The organism is Photorhabdus luminescens subsp. luminescens (genome assembly GCF_001083805.1).
Taxonomy (GTDB): Bacteria; Pseudomonadota; Gammaproteobacteria; order Enterobacterales; family Enterobacteriaceae; genus Photorhabdus; species Photorhabdus luminescens.
This window is the reverse complement of record NZ_JXSK01000004.1, coordinates 444,561-461,183: the sequence shown is the minus strand read 5'-3', so window position 1 is coordinate 461,183 and position 16,623 is coordinate 444,561. Positions and strand designations below refer to the sequence as shown.

General features: G+C 42.8%; 14 protein-coding genes. 4 read left to right on the top strand and 10 right to left on the bottom strand.

Annotated elements, in window-relative coordinates:
- The first annotated feature begins 55 nt into the window (after positions 1–55).
- The 3 genes from dapB to carB all read left to right on the top strand — a co-directional run bounded on the left by dapB (position 56) and on the right by carB (position 5,727).
- Positions 56–877: a 4-hydroxy-tetrahydrodipicolinate reductase gene (dapB, locus tag TI10_RS12970; protein ID WP_049583747.1), complete on the top strand. Its 822-nt coding sequence runs from the start codon at positions 56–58 to the stop codon at positions 875–877.
- A 434-nt stretch (positions 878–1,311) separates the two neighbouring features.
- Positions 1,312–2,475 (top strand): glutamine-hydrolyzing carbamoyl-phosphate synthase small subunit, encoded by a 1,164-nt coding sequence (gene carA, locus TI10_RS12965; protein ID WP_049583746.1) that lies wholly within the window; start codon positions 1,312–1,314, stop codon positions 2,473–2,475.
- A gap of 15 nt (positions 2,476–2,490) precedes the next feature.
- Positions 2,491–5,727: a carbamoyl-phosphate synthase large subunit gene (gene carB / locus TI10_RS12960; protein WP_049583745.1), complete on the top strand. Its 3,237-nt coding sequence runs from the start codon at positions 2,491–2,493 to the stop codon at positions 5,725–5,727.
- A gap of 128 nt (positions 5,728–5,855) precedes the next feature.
- On the opposite strand, the gene TI10_RS12955 is transcribed toward carB, so the two are convergent.
- The 8 genes from TI10_RS12955 to TI10_RS12925 form a co-directional block, all read right to left on the bottom strand.
- Positions 5,856–6,236, bottom strand: coding sequence for a DUF6853 family protein (locus TI10_RS12955; RefSeq protein ID WP_049583744.1), 381 nt, complete (start codon positions 6,234–6,236; stop codon positions 5,856–5,858).
- The gene (locus TI10_RS25060; protein WP_155416478.1) at positions 6,229–6,369 is read right to left on the bottom strand and encodes a hypothetical protein; all 141 of its coding nucleotides are present in this window, start codon (positions 6,367–6,369) and stop codon (positions 6,229–6,231) included. Before TI10_RS25060 ends, TI10_RS12955 begins: the two co-directional genes overlap by 8 nt.
- A 31-nt stretch (positions 6,370–6,400) precedes the next feature.
- Entirely contained in the window at positions 6,401–6,958 is a 558-nt protein-coding gene (locus TI10_RS12950; RefSeq protein WP_049583743.1) for a hypothetical protein, read from the bottom strand.
- Positions 6,959–7,028: 70 nt separating this feature from the next.
- The gene (locus tag TI10_RS12945) at positions 7,029–7,379 is read right to left on the bottom strand and encodes a hypothetical protein (protein ID WP_049583742.1); all 351 of its coding nucleotides are present in this window, start codon (positions 7,377–7,379) and stop codon (positions 7,029–7,031) included.
- Positions 7,376–7,657, bottom strand: coding sequence for a hypothetical protein (locus TI10_RS12940; protein ID WP_049583741.1), 282 nt, complete (start codon positions 7,655–7,657; stop codon positions 7,376–7,378). Before TI10_RS12940 ends, TI10_RS12945 begins: the two co-directional genes overlap by 4 nt.
- A gap of 231 nt (positions 7,658–7,888) precedes the next feature.
- Entirely contained in the window at positions 7,889–8,269 is a 381-nt protein-coding gene (locus tag TI10_RS12935; RefSeq protein WP_049583740.1) for a hypothetical protein, read from the bottom strand.
- On the bottom strand, positions 8,262–13,457 hold the full coding sequence (locus TI10_RS12930) for a DUF637 domain-containing protein (protein ID WP_080985047.1): 5,196 nt from the start codon (positions 13,455–13,457) through the stop codon (positions 8,262–8,264). The genes TI10_RS12935 and TI10_RS12930 overlap by 8 nt, the downstream gene beginning before the upstream one ends.
- A gap of 633 nt (positions 13,458–14,090) precedes the next feature.
- Entirely contained in the window at positions 14,091–14,705 is a 615-nt protein-coding gene (locus TI10_RS12925; RefSeq protein ID WP_049583739.1) for a LysE family transporter, read from the bottom strand.
- A 178-nt stretch (positions 14,706–14,883) separates the two neighbouring features.
- Between TI10_RS12925 and folA the strand changes: the two genes are divergently transcribed.
- The gene (folA, locus tag TI10_RS12920) at positions 14,884–15,369 is read left to right on the top strand and encodes a type 3 dihydrofolate reductase (protein ID WP_049583738.1); all 486 of its coding nucleotides are present in this window, start codon (positions 14,884–14,886) and stop codon (positions 15,367–15,369) included.
- 56 nt (positions 15,370–15,425) lie between these two features.
- Here folA and apaH read toward each other — a convergent pair whose 3' ends face one another.
- Entirely contained in the window at positions 15,426–16,241 is an 816-nt protein-coding gene (apaH, locus tag TI10_RS12915; protein ID WP_049583737.1) for a bis(5'-nucleosyl)-tetraphosphatase (symmetrical) ApaH, read from the bottom strand.
- Positions 16,242–16,243: 2 nt separating this feature from the next.
- Positions 16,244–16,621: a Co2+/Mg2+ efflux protein ApaG gene (gene apaG, locus TI10_RS12910; protein ID WP_049583736.1), complete on the bottom strand. Its 378-nt coding sequence runs from the start codon at positions 16,619–16,621 to the stop codon at positions 16,244–16,246.
- Between the last annotated feature and the right edge of the window lie 2 nt (positions 16,622–16,623).

Sequence of the window (16,623 nt, the reverse complement as noted above, 5' to 3'; positions counted from 1 at the left end):
TCTGACTGATCATCGTGTTAAATCAGGAAAAGGACTAACTTCATAGTGAGGGCTTATGGCTGATACAGATATTCGTGTTGCGATTGTTGGCGCTGGCGGGCGCATGGGACGTCAGTTGATTCAGGCTATTTATCAATTGGATGGTGTAGCTCTTGGCGCAGCTTTGGAGCGCTTTGGTTCTTCTCTGATTGGTACCGATGCCGGAGAGTTGGCGGGTGTTGGTCATACAGGTGTGACTGTTTGTGATGACCTGAAAAGTATCGTTGATAATTTTGATGTTCTTATCGATTTTACCCGCCCGGAAGGAACGTTGACTCATCTTGAAATTTGTCGCCAGAACGGTAAAGCGATAGTGATCGGTACAACGGGCTTTGATGAGGCTGGTAAACAGGCAATTAAAGAGGCTTCTGCTGATATCCCGATTGTTTTTGCCGCGAATTTCAGCGTGGGTGTAAATCTGGTACTTAAATTATTGGAAAAAGCCGCGAAAGTGATGGGTGAGTATAGCGATATCGAAATTATCGAAGCGCATCACCGCCATAAAGTGGATGCGCCATCAGGAACAGCTTTAGCAATGGGAGAATCTATTGCTCATGCTTTGGGGCGGGATCTTAAAGCGTGTGCTGTCTATGCCCGTGAAGGTTATACCGGTGAACGTGATCCGAAAAGTATTGGTTTTGCGACTATCCGTGCCGGGGATATCGTGGGTGAGCATACCGCTATGTTTGCAGATATTGGGGAGAGAGTAGAGATAACTCATAAGGCTTCCAGTCGGATGACGTTTGCAAATGGCGCTGTAAAGGCTGCTTTATGGCTAAGTGGTAAAAACAGTGGTCTTTTTGATATGAAAGATGTGCTGAATCTCGACTTACTTTGAAAGAAAATTTTTGTAATTTATTGATATCGCATAATTAAAAATTTTATTGTGCGATTTTTATTTCCTTTGTTTGATTTTATTATTTTTTGGTTTATTTTTTCTATTTTTGTCTTATTTTTAGCCTTAATTTTCTGCTTTTTTCTCTTTTTTATGATTATTTTCAGCTTTTCATCTGATAATCAAGTTTTCTATGCTGATTACCGTTTTCTAAATTAGTTTTGTTGCTGTTTTTAGTCTTATTGCATTAATTCACCCAGTGTAATGTGTAAAAAAATAAGAAAAGTAACATTTTTTGTAGACAACTCTCCCTCTCATCATTAGAATGCGCGCAATTTGCCAAAATTTTGCCTAAAAAGCAGCTTTGGCATTGATTTTGAGGAATAAATCTGAATTAATATGCACTAGTTGCGAGTAATTATTCTTTGGAGGGTGTTTTGGTTAAGTCAGCTATATTGGTTCTGGAAGACGGAACCCAATTCCACGGTCGTGCCATCGGTGCGGAAGGGGCGGCAGTTGGGGAAGTGGTTTTCAATACCTCGATGACCGGATATCAAGAAATTCTCACAGACCCTTCCTATTCCCGCCAAATTGTCACTCTTACTTATCCCCATATTGGTAATGTCGGTGTTAACTCAGTCGATAAAGAATCACTAAAAGTACAGGCCCAAGGGCTAGTGATTCGTGATCTACCACTGTTGACCAGTAACTTCCGCTGCGAAGAAACACTTTCCGATTACCTTAAACGCCATAATATTGTTGCGATAGCAGATATTGATACCCGTAAGCTTACGCGTTTATTAAGAGAAAAGGGTTCACAGAATGGTTGTATTATAGCAGGTAAGCAGATTGACGCTCAGGTTGCTCTGGAAAAAGCGCAAGCATTTCCGGGGTTGGAAGGAATGGATTTAGCAAAAGAGGTGACAACTAAACAGATTTATCCGTGGTTACAGGGAAGCTGGACGCTGGCGGAGGGATTACAGGAAGATAAGCAAGAACAGGATCTGCCTTATCATGTTGTTGCTTATGACTTTGGCGCGAAACGTAATATTTTGCGAATGCTGGTGGATCGTGGGTGCCGGCTGACAGTTGTTCCCGCCCAGACACCGGCTGAAGATGTACTGAAACTGAATCCAGATGGTATTTTCTTATCTAATGGACCGGGGGATCCGGCGCCTTGTGGCTATGCAATCGAAGCAATCAAAACCCTGCTTGAGACAGAGATTCCAATCTTTGGTATCTGTCTTGGACACCAATTGCTGGCATTAGCTAGTGGCGCTGAAACCATGAAAATGAAATTCGGTCATCATGGTGGAAACCATCCGGTAAAAGATCTTGAATGTAATGTTGTTATGATCACTGCCCAAAACCACGGTTTTGCTGTAGATGAGAAATCACTACCGTCAAATCTGAATGTGACTCATAAATCTCTGTTTGACGGTACGTTGCAAGGCATTCATCGCACGGATAAACCTGCATTTAGTTTCCAGGGGCACCCAGAAGCCAGCCCAGGTCCTCATGAAACAGCATCGTTATTTGATCACTTTATTGACCTAATTGAACAGTATTGTCAGAAAAATAATCGTCATAACACCAAGTAATCAGGAGAAAATAAAATGGCAAAACGTACTGATATTAAAAGTATCCTGATTCTGGGAGCTGGCCCGATTGTTATTGGTCAGGCTTGTGAGTTTGACTACTCAGGAGCACAAGCTTGTAAAGCGTTACGGGAAGAAGGTTATCGTGTCGTTCTGGTGAACTCGAACCCTGCTACCATCATGACTGATCCAGAAATGGCCGATGCTACTTATATTGAGCCGATCCACTGGGAAGTGGTACGTAAAATCATTGAAAAAGAGCGTCCTGATGCGATTCTGCCAACAATGGGCGGACAAACTGCGCTCAACTGTGCGCTAGAACTGGAGCGTCAGGGAGTTCTGAAAGAGTTTGGCGTTACCATGATTGGCGCTACCGCAGATGCGATTGATAAAGCGGAAGATCGCCGCCGTTTCGATATAGCAATGAAAAAGATCGGCTTGGAAACTCCGCGTTCTGGTATCGCCCATTCAATGGAAGAAGCGTTGGCAGTTGCTGATAAAGTCGGTTTTCCTTGTATTATTCGTCCTTCTTTTACTATGGGAGGAAGCGGCGGCGGTATTGCTTATAACCGTGAAGAATTCGAGGAAATTTGTGAGCGCGGTTTGGATCTTTCACCAACCAACGAACTCTTGATTGATGAATCTCTGATTGGTTGGAAAGAGTATGAAATGGAGGTCGTGCGGGATAAAAATGATAACTGCATTATCGTCTGCTCTATTGAAAACTTTGATGCGATGGGGATTCATACTGGTGATTCCATCACGGTCGCCCCGGCGCAAACGATGACGGATAAAGAGTATCAAATCATGCGTAACGCTTCGATGGCGGTATTGCGTGAAATCGGCGTAGAAACTGGGGGATCTAACGTACAGTTTGCGGTGAACCCAAAAAACGGCCGTTTAGTTATCATCGAAATGAATCCACGCGTTTCCCGCTCTTCTGCGCTGGCTTCGAAAGCGACAGGTTTCCCGATCGCTAAAATTGCCGCTAAATTGGCTGTCGGTTACACCCTTGACGAATTGATGAATGATATCACTGGCGGTCGCACGCCAGCTTCCTTTGAACCTTCTATTGACTACGTAGTCACTAAAGTTCCCCGCTTTAATTTCGAGAAATTTGCAGGGGCCAATGATCGTCTGACAACTCAGATGAAATCTGTTGGCGAGGTGATGGCGATTGGCCGCACTCAGCAAGAATCTCTGCAAAAAGCATTGCGTGGTTTAGAAATCGGGGCAACCGGTTTTGATCCGAAAGTCAATTTAGATGATCCAGAAGCATTGACTAAAATTCGTCGCGAATTAAAAGATGCAGGTGCTGAGCGTATCTGGTATATCGCTGATGCTTTCCGTGCGGGTATGTCTATTGATGGTGTTTTTAACCTGACTGATATTGATCGTTGGTTCTTAGTGCAAATTGAAGAATTGGTGCGATTGGAAGAGCAGGTGGCAGATCAGGGCATTAACAGCTTGACGGCCGACTTCCTACGTCATCTGAAACGTAAAGGTTTTGCAGATGCACGTCTGGCGCAACTGGTTGGTGTGGCCGAAAAAGAGATCCGTAAACTGCGCCACAAATATAATCTATATCCGGTTTATAAGCGCGTTGATACCTGTGCGGCAGAATTTGCGACTGATACTGCATACATGTATTCCACTTATGAAGATGAGTGTGAAGCTAATCCAAATAGTGACAAGCCAAAAATCATGGTATTGGGTGGCGGCCCTAATCGTATTGGGCAAGGGATTGAATTCGACTATTGTTGTGTGCATGCAGCCTTGGCGCTGCGTGAAGATGGGTATGAAACCATCATGGTGAACTGTAACCCGGAAACCGTTTCAACAGATTACGATACTTCGGACCGCCTCTATTTTGAACCGGTGACTTTGGAAGATGTTCTTGAGATTGTACGTGTTGAGCAACCAAAAGGGGTGATTGTTCAGTATGGTGGTCAGACTCCGCTGAAATTGGCGCGTGAACTGGAAATTGCCGGTGTTCCCATTATTGGCACCAGCCCGGATGCGATTGATCGTGCGGAAGATCGTGAACGTTTCAAACAGGCAGTCAATCGCCTTGGCCTGAAACAACCTGAAAATGCTACAGTGGCCACGATAGAACGCGCAGTTGAGAAGGCAAACATTCTGGGTTATCCGCTGGTGGTTCGTCCATCTTATGTTTTGGGCGGCCGTGCAATGGAAATCGTATACGACGAAGCTGATTTACGCCGTTACTTCCAGACTGCGGTCAGTGTCTCTAATGATGCCCCGGTATTGCTTGATTGCTTCCTTGATGATGCCGTGGAAGTGGACGTTGATGCTATCTGTGACGGTGAACGGGTATTGATCGGCGGCATTATGGAACATATTGAGCAGGCTGGAGTACATTCCGGCGACTCAGCTTGTTCACTGCCTGCTTACACCCTAAATCAGGAAATTCAGGATGTCATGCGTCAGCAGGTAGAAAAACTGGCATTTGAATTGGGTGTACGTGGCTTGATGAATGTCCAGTTTGCCGTCAAGGATGACGAAGTTTATCTGATTGAAGTTAACCCGCGTGCAGCTCGTACTGTGCCATTTGTTTCTAAAGCGACCGGTTTACCACTGGCGAAAGTTGCAGCTCGTGTGATGGTTGGTCAATCTCTGGCTGAGCAAGGTGCAACTGAGGAGATCATCCCGCCATACTATTCGGTGAAAGAGGTTGTATTGCCTTTCAATAAATTCCCCGGTGTGGATCCGATTCTTGGGCCTGAAATGCGGTCAACCGGAGAAGTGATGGGAGTTGGGCGTACATTTGCCGAAGCTTTCTCAAAAGCACTATTGGGGTGTAGCGCTAAAATTCCGCAAAGTGGTAGAGCGCTTCTGTCAGTGCGTGAAGGTGATAAAGGCCGGGTTGTGGATTTGGCCGCTAAGTTGCTGAAACAGGGTTTTGAACTGGATGCGACTCATGGTACTGCGGTTGTACTCGGTGAAGCCGGGATTAACCCTCGTCTGGTGAATAAAGTTCACGAAGGGCGTCCACATATTCAGGACAGAATCAAAAATGGTGAATATAGCTATATTGTAAACACGACTGCGGGTCGTCAGGCAATTGAGGATTCCAAACTTATTCGCCGTAGCGCATTGCAATATAAAGTACATTATGACACCACATTAAATGGTGGGTTTGCTACAACAATGGCACTAAGCGCAGATCCAACAGAGCAGGTGATTTCTGTACAAGAAATGCATGCGGCGATTAATAGCCAGTCCGTATTATGATTAATTGAAGTAATAAATAAGGTGCGCTTGAGAAAGCGCACTTATTATTTATTACTGACAAAATGCCGGATAAAAAAATCAGCGCTTTGTTAATAAATTGAACCCCAGCCTTTTAACTGAGGTGGTTATTATTTCTTATTTTCAGGGTAATTATAGTGGTCTGGGATCTTATAATTTTCAGGAATTTTCGGCCAATTATATCGATCTGTCCAACCTATCATTTCGATATCTTCAAAGATTCCATCAAAAAAATTACGTAAATTCATTGCATATATCCTAGCCATTACTAATGCTGTCTGAACTGCAACCATATCATTTTGGTCAAGGGCTTTTTTTGATACTGCAAACATGGATATCAATTTTTTGAGCTCATCTTGCAGTTCATCATCCAAATTTAACGAATAATCAAGGCTACCATCATTATCAAGCTTATTTTTTGAGATATTGCAAGCTGCTGCTAGCTCGACTAAAATCGTTTTTATGTCATTTAACTTGTTTATTTCAGTCAATTTTAAGTTTCCTCCCTTGACCAGCTTTGGTCTTATCCACATTTACTGGACTATCTAAATTAAGGGTTGCTTTAAAATTATTTTTACTATCAAAAAGTTCAAGATGATTTTTATGCGCACCATCCAGATACATTTGATTGTCTTTCTTGATTATATCACCCAGTTTACCCTGAGCTTGATAAATACTCTGCCCTAATATCGTTTGCTGGTTTTAAGTGTGCCGTCTTTAATCTGGTCCCAAATCTTGGCTGTTTAAAAAACTCTCCTATATTACTAACAGCACCTTTATTCGGCTGATAAGGCTGTTTATTCTTCCCAACAATCGAAGTAACCGAAGCTTTACCGCTGATAGCACCGCCAATACCGGCAGATTCTACCGCTTCTTTGGCTATTAATGCACCTTTTTCCCAGGCAGGCAGCGAGTTATACAACAGCCCTAAATCGTTCTGATTTTCTGTCGTCACAAACTGGCTGATGCGATGGGCATCTTCAGCCGATAAGTTAAACATCCATCTTAAGCCACTAATCGCATCCGCTGTTTTTATCCCACCGTCCATTTCAGCTTGATAGGTCAATGTACATAACCCACCGTTCCCGGCACAGGTAGACAACATTTCTGCCCGTTGCGCAGCGCTCAGTTTGTTGTATTTGTTCCAGATTGCTTCGGTAGGCGTTCCTTGCTTATTGGCTTCTTGGTGTATTACTAGCTTGTTTACGCACATCTGGTGATTATTGGTAAAAGGCCGAAAGCCCACGTGATGTGGGCTTTCGGTTCATACATGGTTGGGATTATTATTTACTAGATGGATAAATGTAATTATCAGGGATCTTTGGCCAGCCATTCAGACCAAGCAATACTTCTACATCTTCAGTTATTGCTTCAAAGAAACTAGATAAACTCATTGAATGACTACGGATTCTCAATAAAGCTGCTTGTGCAGTTACTTCATCTCTATTTTCTGTCGCATTAGCTAGCAACTCAGCGGTATCACACAATAAAGTTAAATATCTTTTTAGTCTTTTATCTAAGTGGTCATTGTAGTTTACTGATAGGTTATCCGTATCTATCGTACCAATAGATTTTTGGTTGAGAATAAGCAAAAAGTCTTTTTTCATTCTATCAAGAGGAATATGGTCTATCATTTTGGCAATCTCCGTCCTTCAGCCATAGCTTTTTGAGTTTTAACTTCATTGTACGAACCATCTAAATTAAGAACAGATTTGAATTTCCCATTCTTATCAAATATTTCAATATGATTTTTATGCATACCATCAAGATAATATTTATCACCTTTAGCTATATGATCTCCGACCACATCTTTAGCTTGATAAACACTTTGGCCTTGATAGATTTGGCTGGTTTTACTTGAGCTATTCTTTATCTGACTTCCAAATCCGGGTTGTCTAAAAAATTCTCCCATATTACCAACAGCACCCTGATTAGGTTGATAAGGTTGTTTATTCTTCCCAACAATCGAAGCAACCGAAGCTTTATTGCCGATATCTCCATCAGTTACTCAAGAGAGCTCCTTTCTGGAGGAAAAATTTAGATGGCTTTAACATGCTGGCAAATTTTTATTGGAGCCAAATACCGACTAAAAATCAGCACTTTTTTAATAAGTTGAACCCCAGCCTTTTAGCTGGGGTGGTTATTATTTTTTATTTTCAGGGTAATTATAGTGGTCTGGGATCTTATAATTTTCAGGAATTTTCGGCCAATTATATCGATCTGTCCAACCTATCATTTCTATATCTTCACATATATTCCCGAAAAAATTGCTTAGATCCATTGAGTTAGCTCGTGCTCGATTTAAAGCAGCTTGAACAGCGATCATATCTTCCTGATCAAGTGCTTTTTGTAATAAAGAAAAAGCATCCAATAATCGATTGATACTGAGATTCAGTTCCTCATCCAGATTGAGTGTATAATCTGTATTTCCTTCATCATATAATTCACGTTTGGGAATATTACAGATTTGAGCCAGTCTAACTAACGCTTCTTTTGATTCGTTCAATGAACTGATTCTAGTCAACTTTTAGCCTCCTTCCCTTTCCTGCACGAGTTTTATCATCGTTTATAGTCCCATCCAAGTTAAGAACGAACTTGAACTTATCTTTACTATCAAATACTTCTAAATGATTCTTGTGTGACCCGTCTAAATATATTTGGTCACCTTTACTAATATTGTCACCCATTTTGGTTTTAGCTTGATAAATACTCTGCCCCTGATATCGTTTGCTGGTTTTAAGTGTACCGTTTTTAATCTGACTCCCAAATCCCTGTTGCTTAAAAAATTCTCCCATATTACCAACAGCACCCTGATTCGGTTGATAAGGTTGTTTATTCTTCCTAACAATTGAAGCAACGGAAGCTTTACCGCCGATAGCACCACCAATACCGGCAGATTCTACCGCTTCTTTGGCTATTAGTGCACCTTTTTCCCAGGCAGGCAGTGAGTTATATAACAGCCCTAAATCGTTCTGGTTTTCTGTCGTCACAAACTGGCTGATACGATGAGCATCCTCAGCCGATAAGTTAAACATCCATCTTAAGCCACTAATAGCATCTGCTGTTTTTATCCCACCGTCCATTTCAGCCTGATAGGTCAATGTACATAACCCACCGTTCCCGGCACAGGTAGACAACATTTCTGCCCGTTGCGCAGCGCTCAGTTTGTTGTATTTGTTCCAGATTGTTTCGGTAGGCGTTCCTTGCTTATTAGCTTCCTGGAGCTCTCTCGCCAGATTGTAGGCATTCATGGAGTTCAGGTGGTTAAAGAGAATAACCATTTCTCCGGCATTGGCCCCACTGTTAGCGCCTTTGGCGCTATTGGTCGCAATGGCGCCTGCAACGCTGCCAATGATTTTGCCGCCCGCCTGAATTTTCATTGGATCATTGAATGTTTTATCCAATGTTATCGCGGCCAATTCTGCCGCTAATGCCCCGGCAGCCGCCCCTTTGGCATCACCGCCGCCAATTTCCGCCGCAAGGGCAGAAACCGCCGCGTGGCTGATGGCTTTTCCGGGTAAACCTAACACCTGACCATTCTTGCCAATCAACCCGGCACCCTCGGCGTTAATCTGGCTGCCAATATTAGCCAGTAATGCGGTGGTAAAATTGTCCTTAAAACTCCCGCCATTGATGGCTGTACCCAGGCTGGAACTGATAAGGGATTGACCTGCGATCCGTTGAGCCACTTTGCTCCAGTCCCTATTGCTCAGTTTAGGTAGTGTCGCTTTTGCCGGGTCAATTTGTGTGCCATTGGCGGCTTTATCCCATCCCATCACGTTATCAAAACCCGCCAGTGCGCCGCCAATTGCCATTGAAGTGACAGTTGATTTAACCGTATCGCTGCTTCCCATTACTTTTAAGGTTTTGGATAAGTCACCTTGATTATCCACCAACGCTACTGCTGCCTGAGAAGCGAGAGCGGCCATGCCGGAAGCGGTCGCGCCGTAAGCGACTGAACTCATGGCGGCGGCAGTGCTGGCAGTAGCGCCCGCTGCCGTGGCGGCTGAACCCGCGGTACTGGCGGCTGATCCGGCAACGGAAACCGTTAATCCGGCTCCCGCTGTCGCAGCGGCGACTGCAATCGCGATGACCGCAGAGACCACCGGATTTAGATGCTGACTTTTATAATCCCAACTGTCATAGGCATCTTTGACTAAATTCCATTGAACGTCTTTACGTTCATTGAGTCCTTTCAGCCAGGCGGTTTCCGGCGTATTGCCGAATATTGATACTGCATTTTGTAGCGCTTGACCATGTTGGGCTTTGATATCCGCGCTAACTCCTTTGGCCGCCTCTACGGTGAATTTTCCGCCGATATGAATAGCAGGGAGCACCCATTTGTTTTCGGTATAGCCTTTATCGGTCTGCTTGATATAAAAGCCTTTGGAATGGGTAATCGTCTGTTCAAAGGTACTGTTTTTGACCGCTTTGAAATTGACTTTACCGTGAGTACTGGTCAGTTTGGCATTTTTATTGGCGGCGATTTTACTGGCTTCATAGGTGCTGTCATCCCGGCTTAACAGATTGATATCGCCGCCAGCGGTAAATTCGGTGACTTTGTTCGTAACATCATGACGAGTGCGTGTGGTGGTTTTCTTTTTGCCGTACCACCTGCGTTTGGTTTCTGTTTTTTCATAGCGGCTGGATTCTTCCATCGCCTGAGCGTAGAGATAACCGCCTTTCGCCGCGATATCCATTGCCCCTTTGGACGCGAGTTTGGTGGCCTGGAATAGAATGCTGCCGTTTGAAATAACCGTCAGTATGCCGCCGCTGGTCAATTCAGTGCCGTTCTGAGTCACTGATTCGGTGGATTCACTGCCGTTTTCCCGATAAGTGTGATTTTGCACTGATTCTAAGCGCATATTGCCACCGGAGGAAAGTATGACATCACCACCCGAAGTCAATTTAGAACCCGCTGTGGTGATAGCGCCATTTGCCGCTATTGTCAGTTTTTTATCGCCCCGGATTTGAGCCATGAAATGGAGATTCTCTTTGTCGTTATCATTGCGATATTGAATTGGGGAATAAACATAAGTCAGGAAAGGTAATGTGATATTTCTGCCTGCGGATAATAATGTGTTTCCGTTGGCCTGTATCTGAATGGCTTTCCCGTTAATATCTCCACCACTCATTATGCTGATATTATTTTTTGCCGTGATTCTGCTACCTAATTCTATTGAACGTAAAGGTGGGACATAATTACCCGATAAGAAAAGCTCTTCTAGTCTATGAAAAATCAGTTCACGAGAATTGAGCGCAATATGCTTTGCCGCACTTAAATAAACATCTTTTCCGGCTGAGATGAAAGCCCCTTGAGTGAAAAGATTACCACCAGCCTTAATCATCAATGACTCTGAGGCAGTTAAAACGCCGGTCATGGGTAATAGAGGCTTAAAACTTGCTTTCTCTTGTTCAGGCAAAATAGCATTAAGTAGATTTTTATCCCATTGGTCTGGATGCATAGGACCCGTTTGTCGTGAGAATAGCAGTCCATTGTTTTCTATTTCAATATCATTATTTGCTGTCAGAGAGATATGAGTACTTGGCGTTAAATATGTATTTTGTAAAAGTAGATTTTTACCGGCGTTGATTGTTAAATTACCATGAGCCTCTAATGTATTCATTCTGCGGGTATTGTCTGCATTAAAATAACCGGTTTTTTCACTGCTCTGGAATCGTATATCTCCATTTCGGCTGATAAGAGTAATATTTTTTCCTTTTATCTCACTTTGCAGAGAATGAATATTATTGATGGCTGTCATAGATAAATTATTTGATGACAGCAGTGAGGCATCATTAAGATTAATATCTTTTTCAGATATAATATCTAATGCATTAATTGCCTTTATTTTATCAGTAATATTAATTTGACCGGCATGGAGAATAATATTTTCTGCTGATAATGTTGCTGGCCGTTCTTTAATATTAACTTCTGAGACCGTTTTAATGTCATAAGGAAGTGCGGTATTAATATTAATACTGTCTTTGAAATCAGCAACAATGCTACCTTTCGCGATGACGCTTGCTGGCTCAATGACATTGTCCTCATCATTCCAGATTTTGGTTTCTCCTGATTTTTTATAAGTATATACCGTTGGCGCGGGCTCAAGTTTAAGATCATAAATAATAAAATTATTGAGTGAACTTTTTCTTTTGCTTTCATTAATAAACCTATTTCCAGACAGGAAAATATCTTTTTCAGCCTTAATCTGACTGATTTGATTGGACACATTATTACTGTTAATGTAAGCGTTTTTTCCAGAGAAGATAAGACCGGGCTGAGAATTGTTTAATACAATACTGTTAATCCTGCTATTATTTAAATAAGCTTTTCCTGTCCCATCCTCTTCAAGGCCAATACCACTAAAATAGGCATGCCCAAACCATTTGTCAGGAAGGGGAGTCAACTCTGCTGTTATCGTATAGGGTGAGCCAAAAATACTGATATCACTAAAGATAGTCATATCTCTATCTGTGAAATCTGGCGTGGCTTGCTTATTTTGCATGACAAAGATATTGCGAGTATTATTCAATTCCTTTGTCCTGACGACCAAATCCCCCTTCACGGTTTTTATCGTCGCAGATCTATTCTCGACTAATTTACCTTTATTCCCCTGAGCATCTTTCTGTATCCACATATTATCATTGGCTTGTAGCAAAGCTTTGTCGCCTGTATTTCGCACAGTGTCGCCAAAGATCCGCATATCGCGACCTGCGGTTACACTGCCTTTATTCTCTAGCGTGGTATTTTCCAGAGTAATATCCCGTCCCGCTTGCACTTTAATATTTGGCGCAATATGGGTTTCTTTACCAACAATATTCAGGTCCGTTTTAGCTGTGATATTTCCCAGTTCAATTTTGCCATTGGCGTTTAAAGTAATATCACGCTGGTGACTGGTTAACTCTTTTAAATTCACGCCAACGCCATCTTCAGTGGCAACCAGTCGGATTTTATTGGCGTACATGCCGCCTAACGCTTTGGTGTCAATGGCTAATTGTGGTTTAGCACCCTCGCCAGCGACAGGTTTAACTGTGCCGTCTTTTAAGCTGATTCGGTTAGCGCCTTGCGTCAGAGACAGGTTATTCGCCTGAATTTTTCCATTCAGTTCAGTCGCCCGGCTGATAATATCGACATAATCTGTCGCCTTGCCATCTAACCCTTTGCCGCCAATGGTGATTTGGCCTTTTTTAACTTCCAATGCTTCCAACGCGCCCTGTTTATCAAATTGGGGTTTACCCGTGGTCAGCGTTGCACTCGAAGTATTAATAAAACCACAGCCATCACAAGTAATGCCATTAGGGTTGGCAATCATCACATTGGCTTTATTGCCGAAAATCTCCAACTGGCCTTGCAGATTAGATCGTCCGCTGCCGGTCACTTCATTAATAATCAGTTCCGCTGCTTTGCCATGCAGGTTAGGGTTAGCGTTAAGTTGTCCTGCCAGTTGTGATTTAGCCGTTTGAGTGGCGTTATTCAGTACGGCGCCTTGAGTGGCGACATTGAACTCTTTATAGGTGTTGTGAGATATCCCCGCGTCATTCGGCGTAGCAATATTCACCACCGGGACATTGCCCTGATTTTTTACCTGAGTCTGGTTATTATCCGGTGTGATTCCCGCGGCAATCGCCGGGTGTAGCGGCTGGATTGCCGTCAGGTAAATTAAAAGATAACTCGTGCCTCTCGCCACGGAGTTGATGAGTTTACTCATCGTACTTTCCCTTTTGTTTAATTTAAGTGTAAAAACGTCAGCGGCGCTGACCAATAAGTGACCTAATTATCTGTGGTCAGGCTTCGGTGATAAAATGATCATCTACCCACAGAGAATATTGATGATTTAATAGTGACATCATTAAACTATTCTAATGTGAAATTAATTGACTGTCAGAATGAATAGTACGAAATGTGATCAATGATCGGTTTTTTAATCCTGATAATGGGGAATCTATTATATTAAATGTCGTTAAATCACGATAAGGATGGAGATATTGTTACTTACGCCAGACATGACTCTTTCAGTTTTCGCGTGATGGTATCTGGCAATCGGGATAGGATGAGCTCCCACGATGAAAGGGCGGGTAAAAAATTTAATCATTAAAGGTAAGAGGCCGTGATTAAAGATTTTTTAAAGTGGATGAAAAACTCAATCCAATACTGATATTGGAAGAGAAAATGTCAGGAAAAACGGGTTTTAAGTTGATAAATTAGGTGGCATCACAGTGTTAACCCAATAACAAGAATAATGTACAGACTCGAATAAATCAGCGCTGGATTTTGAGGTGCGCTTTATTAAGCGCACTTTTTTATGTTGATTGAAAAATTAAAGAGAAAGAATCGTTGTCTGTTATCCCAGCGCCACTTTGACACCTAAGCCAATCAAAATAATGCCTAGTAGTTTATCGATAATTTTCTGAGTTTTAGCTAATCCGCGGCGTACTGGAGCACTCTGGATCAATATGACTAATAGCGGCCAATAGATGACCGACAATCCCCAGATAATAGAGGCATACCATAATTTCTCACCAACACCAGAATTGACGTTTAGCACTTGAGTAAATATTGCCAGAAAGAACAACGTTGCTTTGGGATTGAGCAAATTACATAAGAACCCCTGCATAAACGCTTTTTTGAAAGTAACAATTTGGCGTGGTTGATCATCGAAAGTGAGAGTGTTTCCACCGCGTGAAAGCAGGCTATTGATCCCAATCCAAATAAGATAAGCCGCTCCGGCATATTTCATCAGATTAAATAGCCACGGTGTTGTGGTGATAACAATAGCCAACCCGGCGACGCAATAAGCCATATGGCAAGTGATAGCGGCGATTAAGCCCACTACTGTCATCATGGCGGCAGAGCGTTGGTAACGTATGGCATTTTTGACTACCAGAAAGAAATCAGGACCGGGAGAGAGCATACCCAACGTTGAGATAGTGATGACGACTAGTGATGTTTCCAGCATAATGTACCCTATAGTTAATATTAGCTTTGTTATTATTTTGATCAATAAATGTCTTAAGTAATAAAGCAAGTATAAATTAATCTTTTGTACTTAAGAAAGCGTTGAGCCTATCGACTGGGTACATCCCTTTCCGTATAGTGTCATCAATTTTTATACTATTTGCCTATAAGGTGACTTAATGAATATCAGCTTGATCGCTGCTTTAGCTATGGATCGGGTTATCGGCATGGAGAATAAAATGCCGTGGAATCTGCCGGGGGATTTGGCCTGGTTTAAACGTAATACATTGAATAAACCCGTTATTATGGGGCGAGTGACTTATGAAGCCATAGGTCGCCCATTACCGGGGAGGCTCAATATTGTATTGAGTAATCAGCCGGGTAATGATGAACGTGTAACCTGGGTCAGCTCAGTTGATGAAGCACTGGCTGTGGCGGGTGATGCAGAAGAAGTTATGGTCATGGGCGGCGGTAAAGTTTATGACCAATTTATTTCACGAGCGAGCCGTATGTACCTGACGCACATCGATGCAGAAGTGATAGGTGATACGCATTTTCCTGACTATGAACCGGATGAGTGGGATTCTGAATTTACTGAATACCATGATGCCGATGAACTAAATTCTCACAGCTACTGTTTTGAGATTTTACAACGTCGCTTCTAATTTGATAGAACACGCCGATGAGCTTTTTTCACGGCGTGTCTGGCTTTAATGCTGTTTTACTGCGGTAATGACGATTGTGTGAAGTACTGTTTATCTTCCCAACGTAGCATTGTTAGTTGTCCTCCCCAACAACACCCTGTATCCAATGCATAAAATCCATCGGGCGTTCCTTGGCCTTCTAATGATGCCCAGTGACCGAAAACGATGGCATATTCTGATGAGATCTGGCGTGGCAGTTCAAACCAAGGCTTTAGTGGCGCAGGGGCGTTTTCGGGTTTATCTTTGCACAACATGTCCAATTGACCATTTGGAAAACAGTAACGCATACGTGTCAATGTATTGGTACTGAAACGTAAACGCGCCAGTCCAGAGAGTTCTGGTGACCAGTTGTTTGGCATATCCCCATACATGGAATTGAGAAATAGGGGGTAACTGCTACTGTTGAGCATGGTTTCAACTTCGCTGGCGCACATTTTGGCTGTTTCTAAATCCCATTGAGGCGTAATGCCGGCATGTGTTATGAGCAGCTTTAGATCATCATCGCACTGTAGTAACGGTTGTTTGCGTAACCAATTAATTAATTCATCGGCATCTGGCGCAGACAATAACGTATCAATTTTATCTTTAGGTTTATTACGGCTGATCCCGGCATAAACGCCCAATAAATGGAGATCGTGATTGCCTAATACCACTTTTGCGGCTGAGCCTAACTGTTTAACATACCGGAGAACTTTAAGAGAATCCGGGCCGCGGGCAACCAAATCTCCCGTTAACCACAACGTGTCCTTTTTAGGATCAAAATCGACTGTAGTTAATAAAGCACGTAATTCACGATAGCAGCCATGAATATCACCAATGAGATATGTAGACATAATCAATTAATCAGCGTTGGGATAGCTAGGCGGAAAACCGGTATGGCAACGCGAAATGGCTCACCATTGTGATCGACCATTTCATAATGGCCTTGCATAGTACCCAAAGGTGTTTCCAATATTGCGCCGCTGGTGTAACGGTATTCGGTCCCTGGCTGGATTATGGGTTGCTCACCAACAACGCCTTCCCCCTGAACTTCCGTTTGATGGCCATCACTGTTGGTAATCAGCCAGTAACGATTAATTAACTGGACCGGTTCGCGCCCAAGATTTCGGATAGTGATTGTATAGGCAAAAACGAAACGCTGTTGATCGGGACACGATTGGCTTTCTACGTAAACACTTTGTACCTGAATAGAAACCCTGGGCGTATTAATCATAA

Excerpts from the sequence above, each read along its gene's own strand:
- dapB (WP_049583747.1), top strand. The coding sequence starts at position 56 with ATGGCTGATACAGATATTCGTGTTGCGATTGTTGGCGCTGGCGGGCGC.
- carB (WP_049583745.1), top strand. The coding sequence starts at position 2,491 with ATGGCAAAACGTACTGATATTAAAAGTATCCTGATTCTGGGAGCTGGC.
- TI10_RS25060 (WP_155416478.1), bottom strand. The coding sequence starts at position 6,369 with ATGTATCTGGATGGTGCGCATAAAAATCATCTTGAACTTTTTGATAGT.
- TI10_RS12950 (WP_049583743.1), bottom strand. The coding sequence starts at position 6,958 with ATGTGCGTAAACAAGCTAGTAATACACCAAGAAGCCAATAAGCAAGGA.
- TI10_RS12945 (WP_049583742.1), bottom strand. The coding sequence starts at position 7,379 with ATGATAGACCATATTCCTCTTGATAGAATGAAAAAAGACTTTTTGCTT.
- TI10_RS12940 (WP_049583741.1), bottom strand. The coding sequence starts at position 7,657 with ATGGGAGAATTTTTTAGACAACCCGGATTTGGAAGTCAGATAAAGAAT.
- TI10_RS12930 (WP_080985047.1), bottom strand. The coding sequence starts at position 13,457 with ATGAGTAAACTCATCAACTCCGTGGCGAGAGGCACGAGTTATCTTTTA.
- TI10_RS12925 (WP_049583739.1), bottom strand. The coding sequence starts at position 14,705 with ATGCTGGAAACATCACTAGTCGTCATCACTATCTCAACGTTGGGTATG.
- folA (WP_049583738.1), top strand. The coding sequence starts at position 14,884 with ATGAATATCAGCTTGATCGCTGCTTTAGCTATGGATCGGGTTATCGGC.
- apaH (WP_049583737.1), bottom strand. The coding sequence starts at position 16,241 with ATGTCTACATATCTCATTGGTGATATTCATGGCTGCTATCGTGAATTA.
- apaG (WP_049583736.1), bottom strand. The coding sequence starts at position 16,621 with ATGATTAATACGCCCAGGGTTTCTATTCAGGTACAAAGTGTTTACGTA.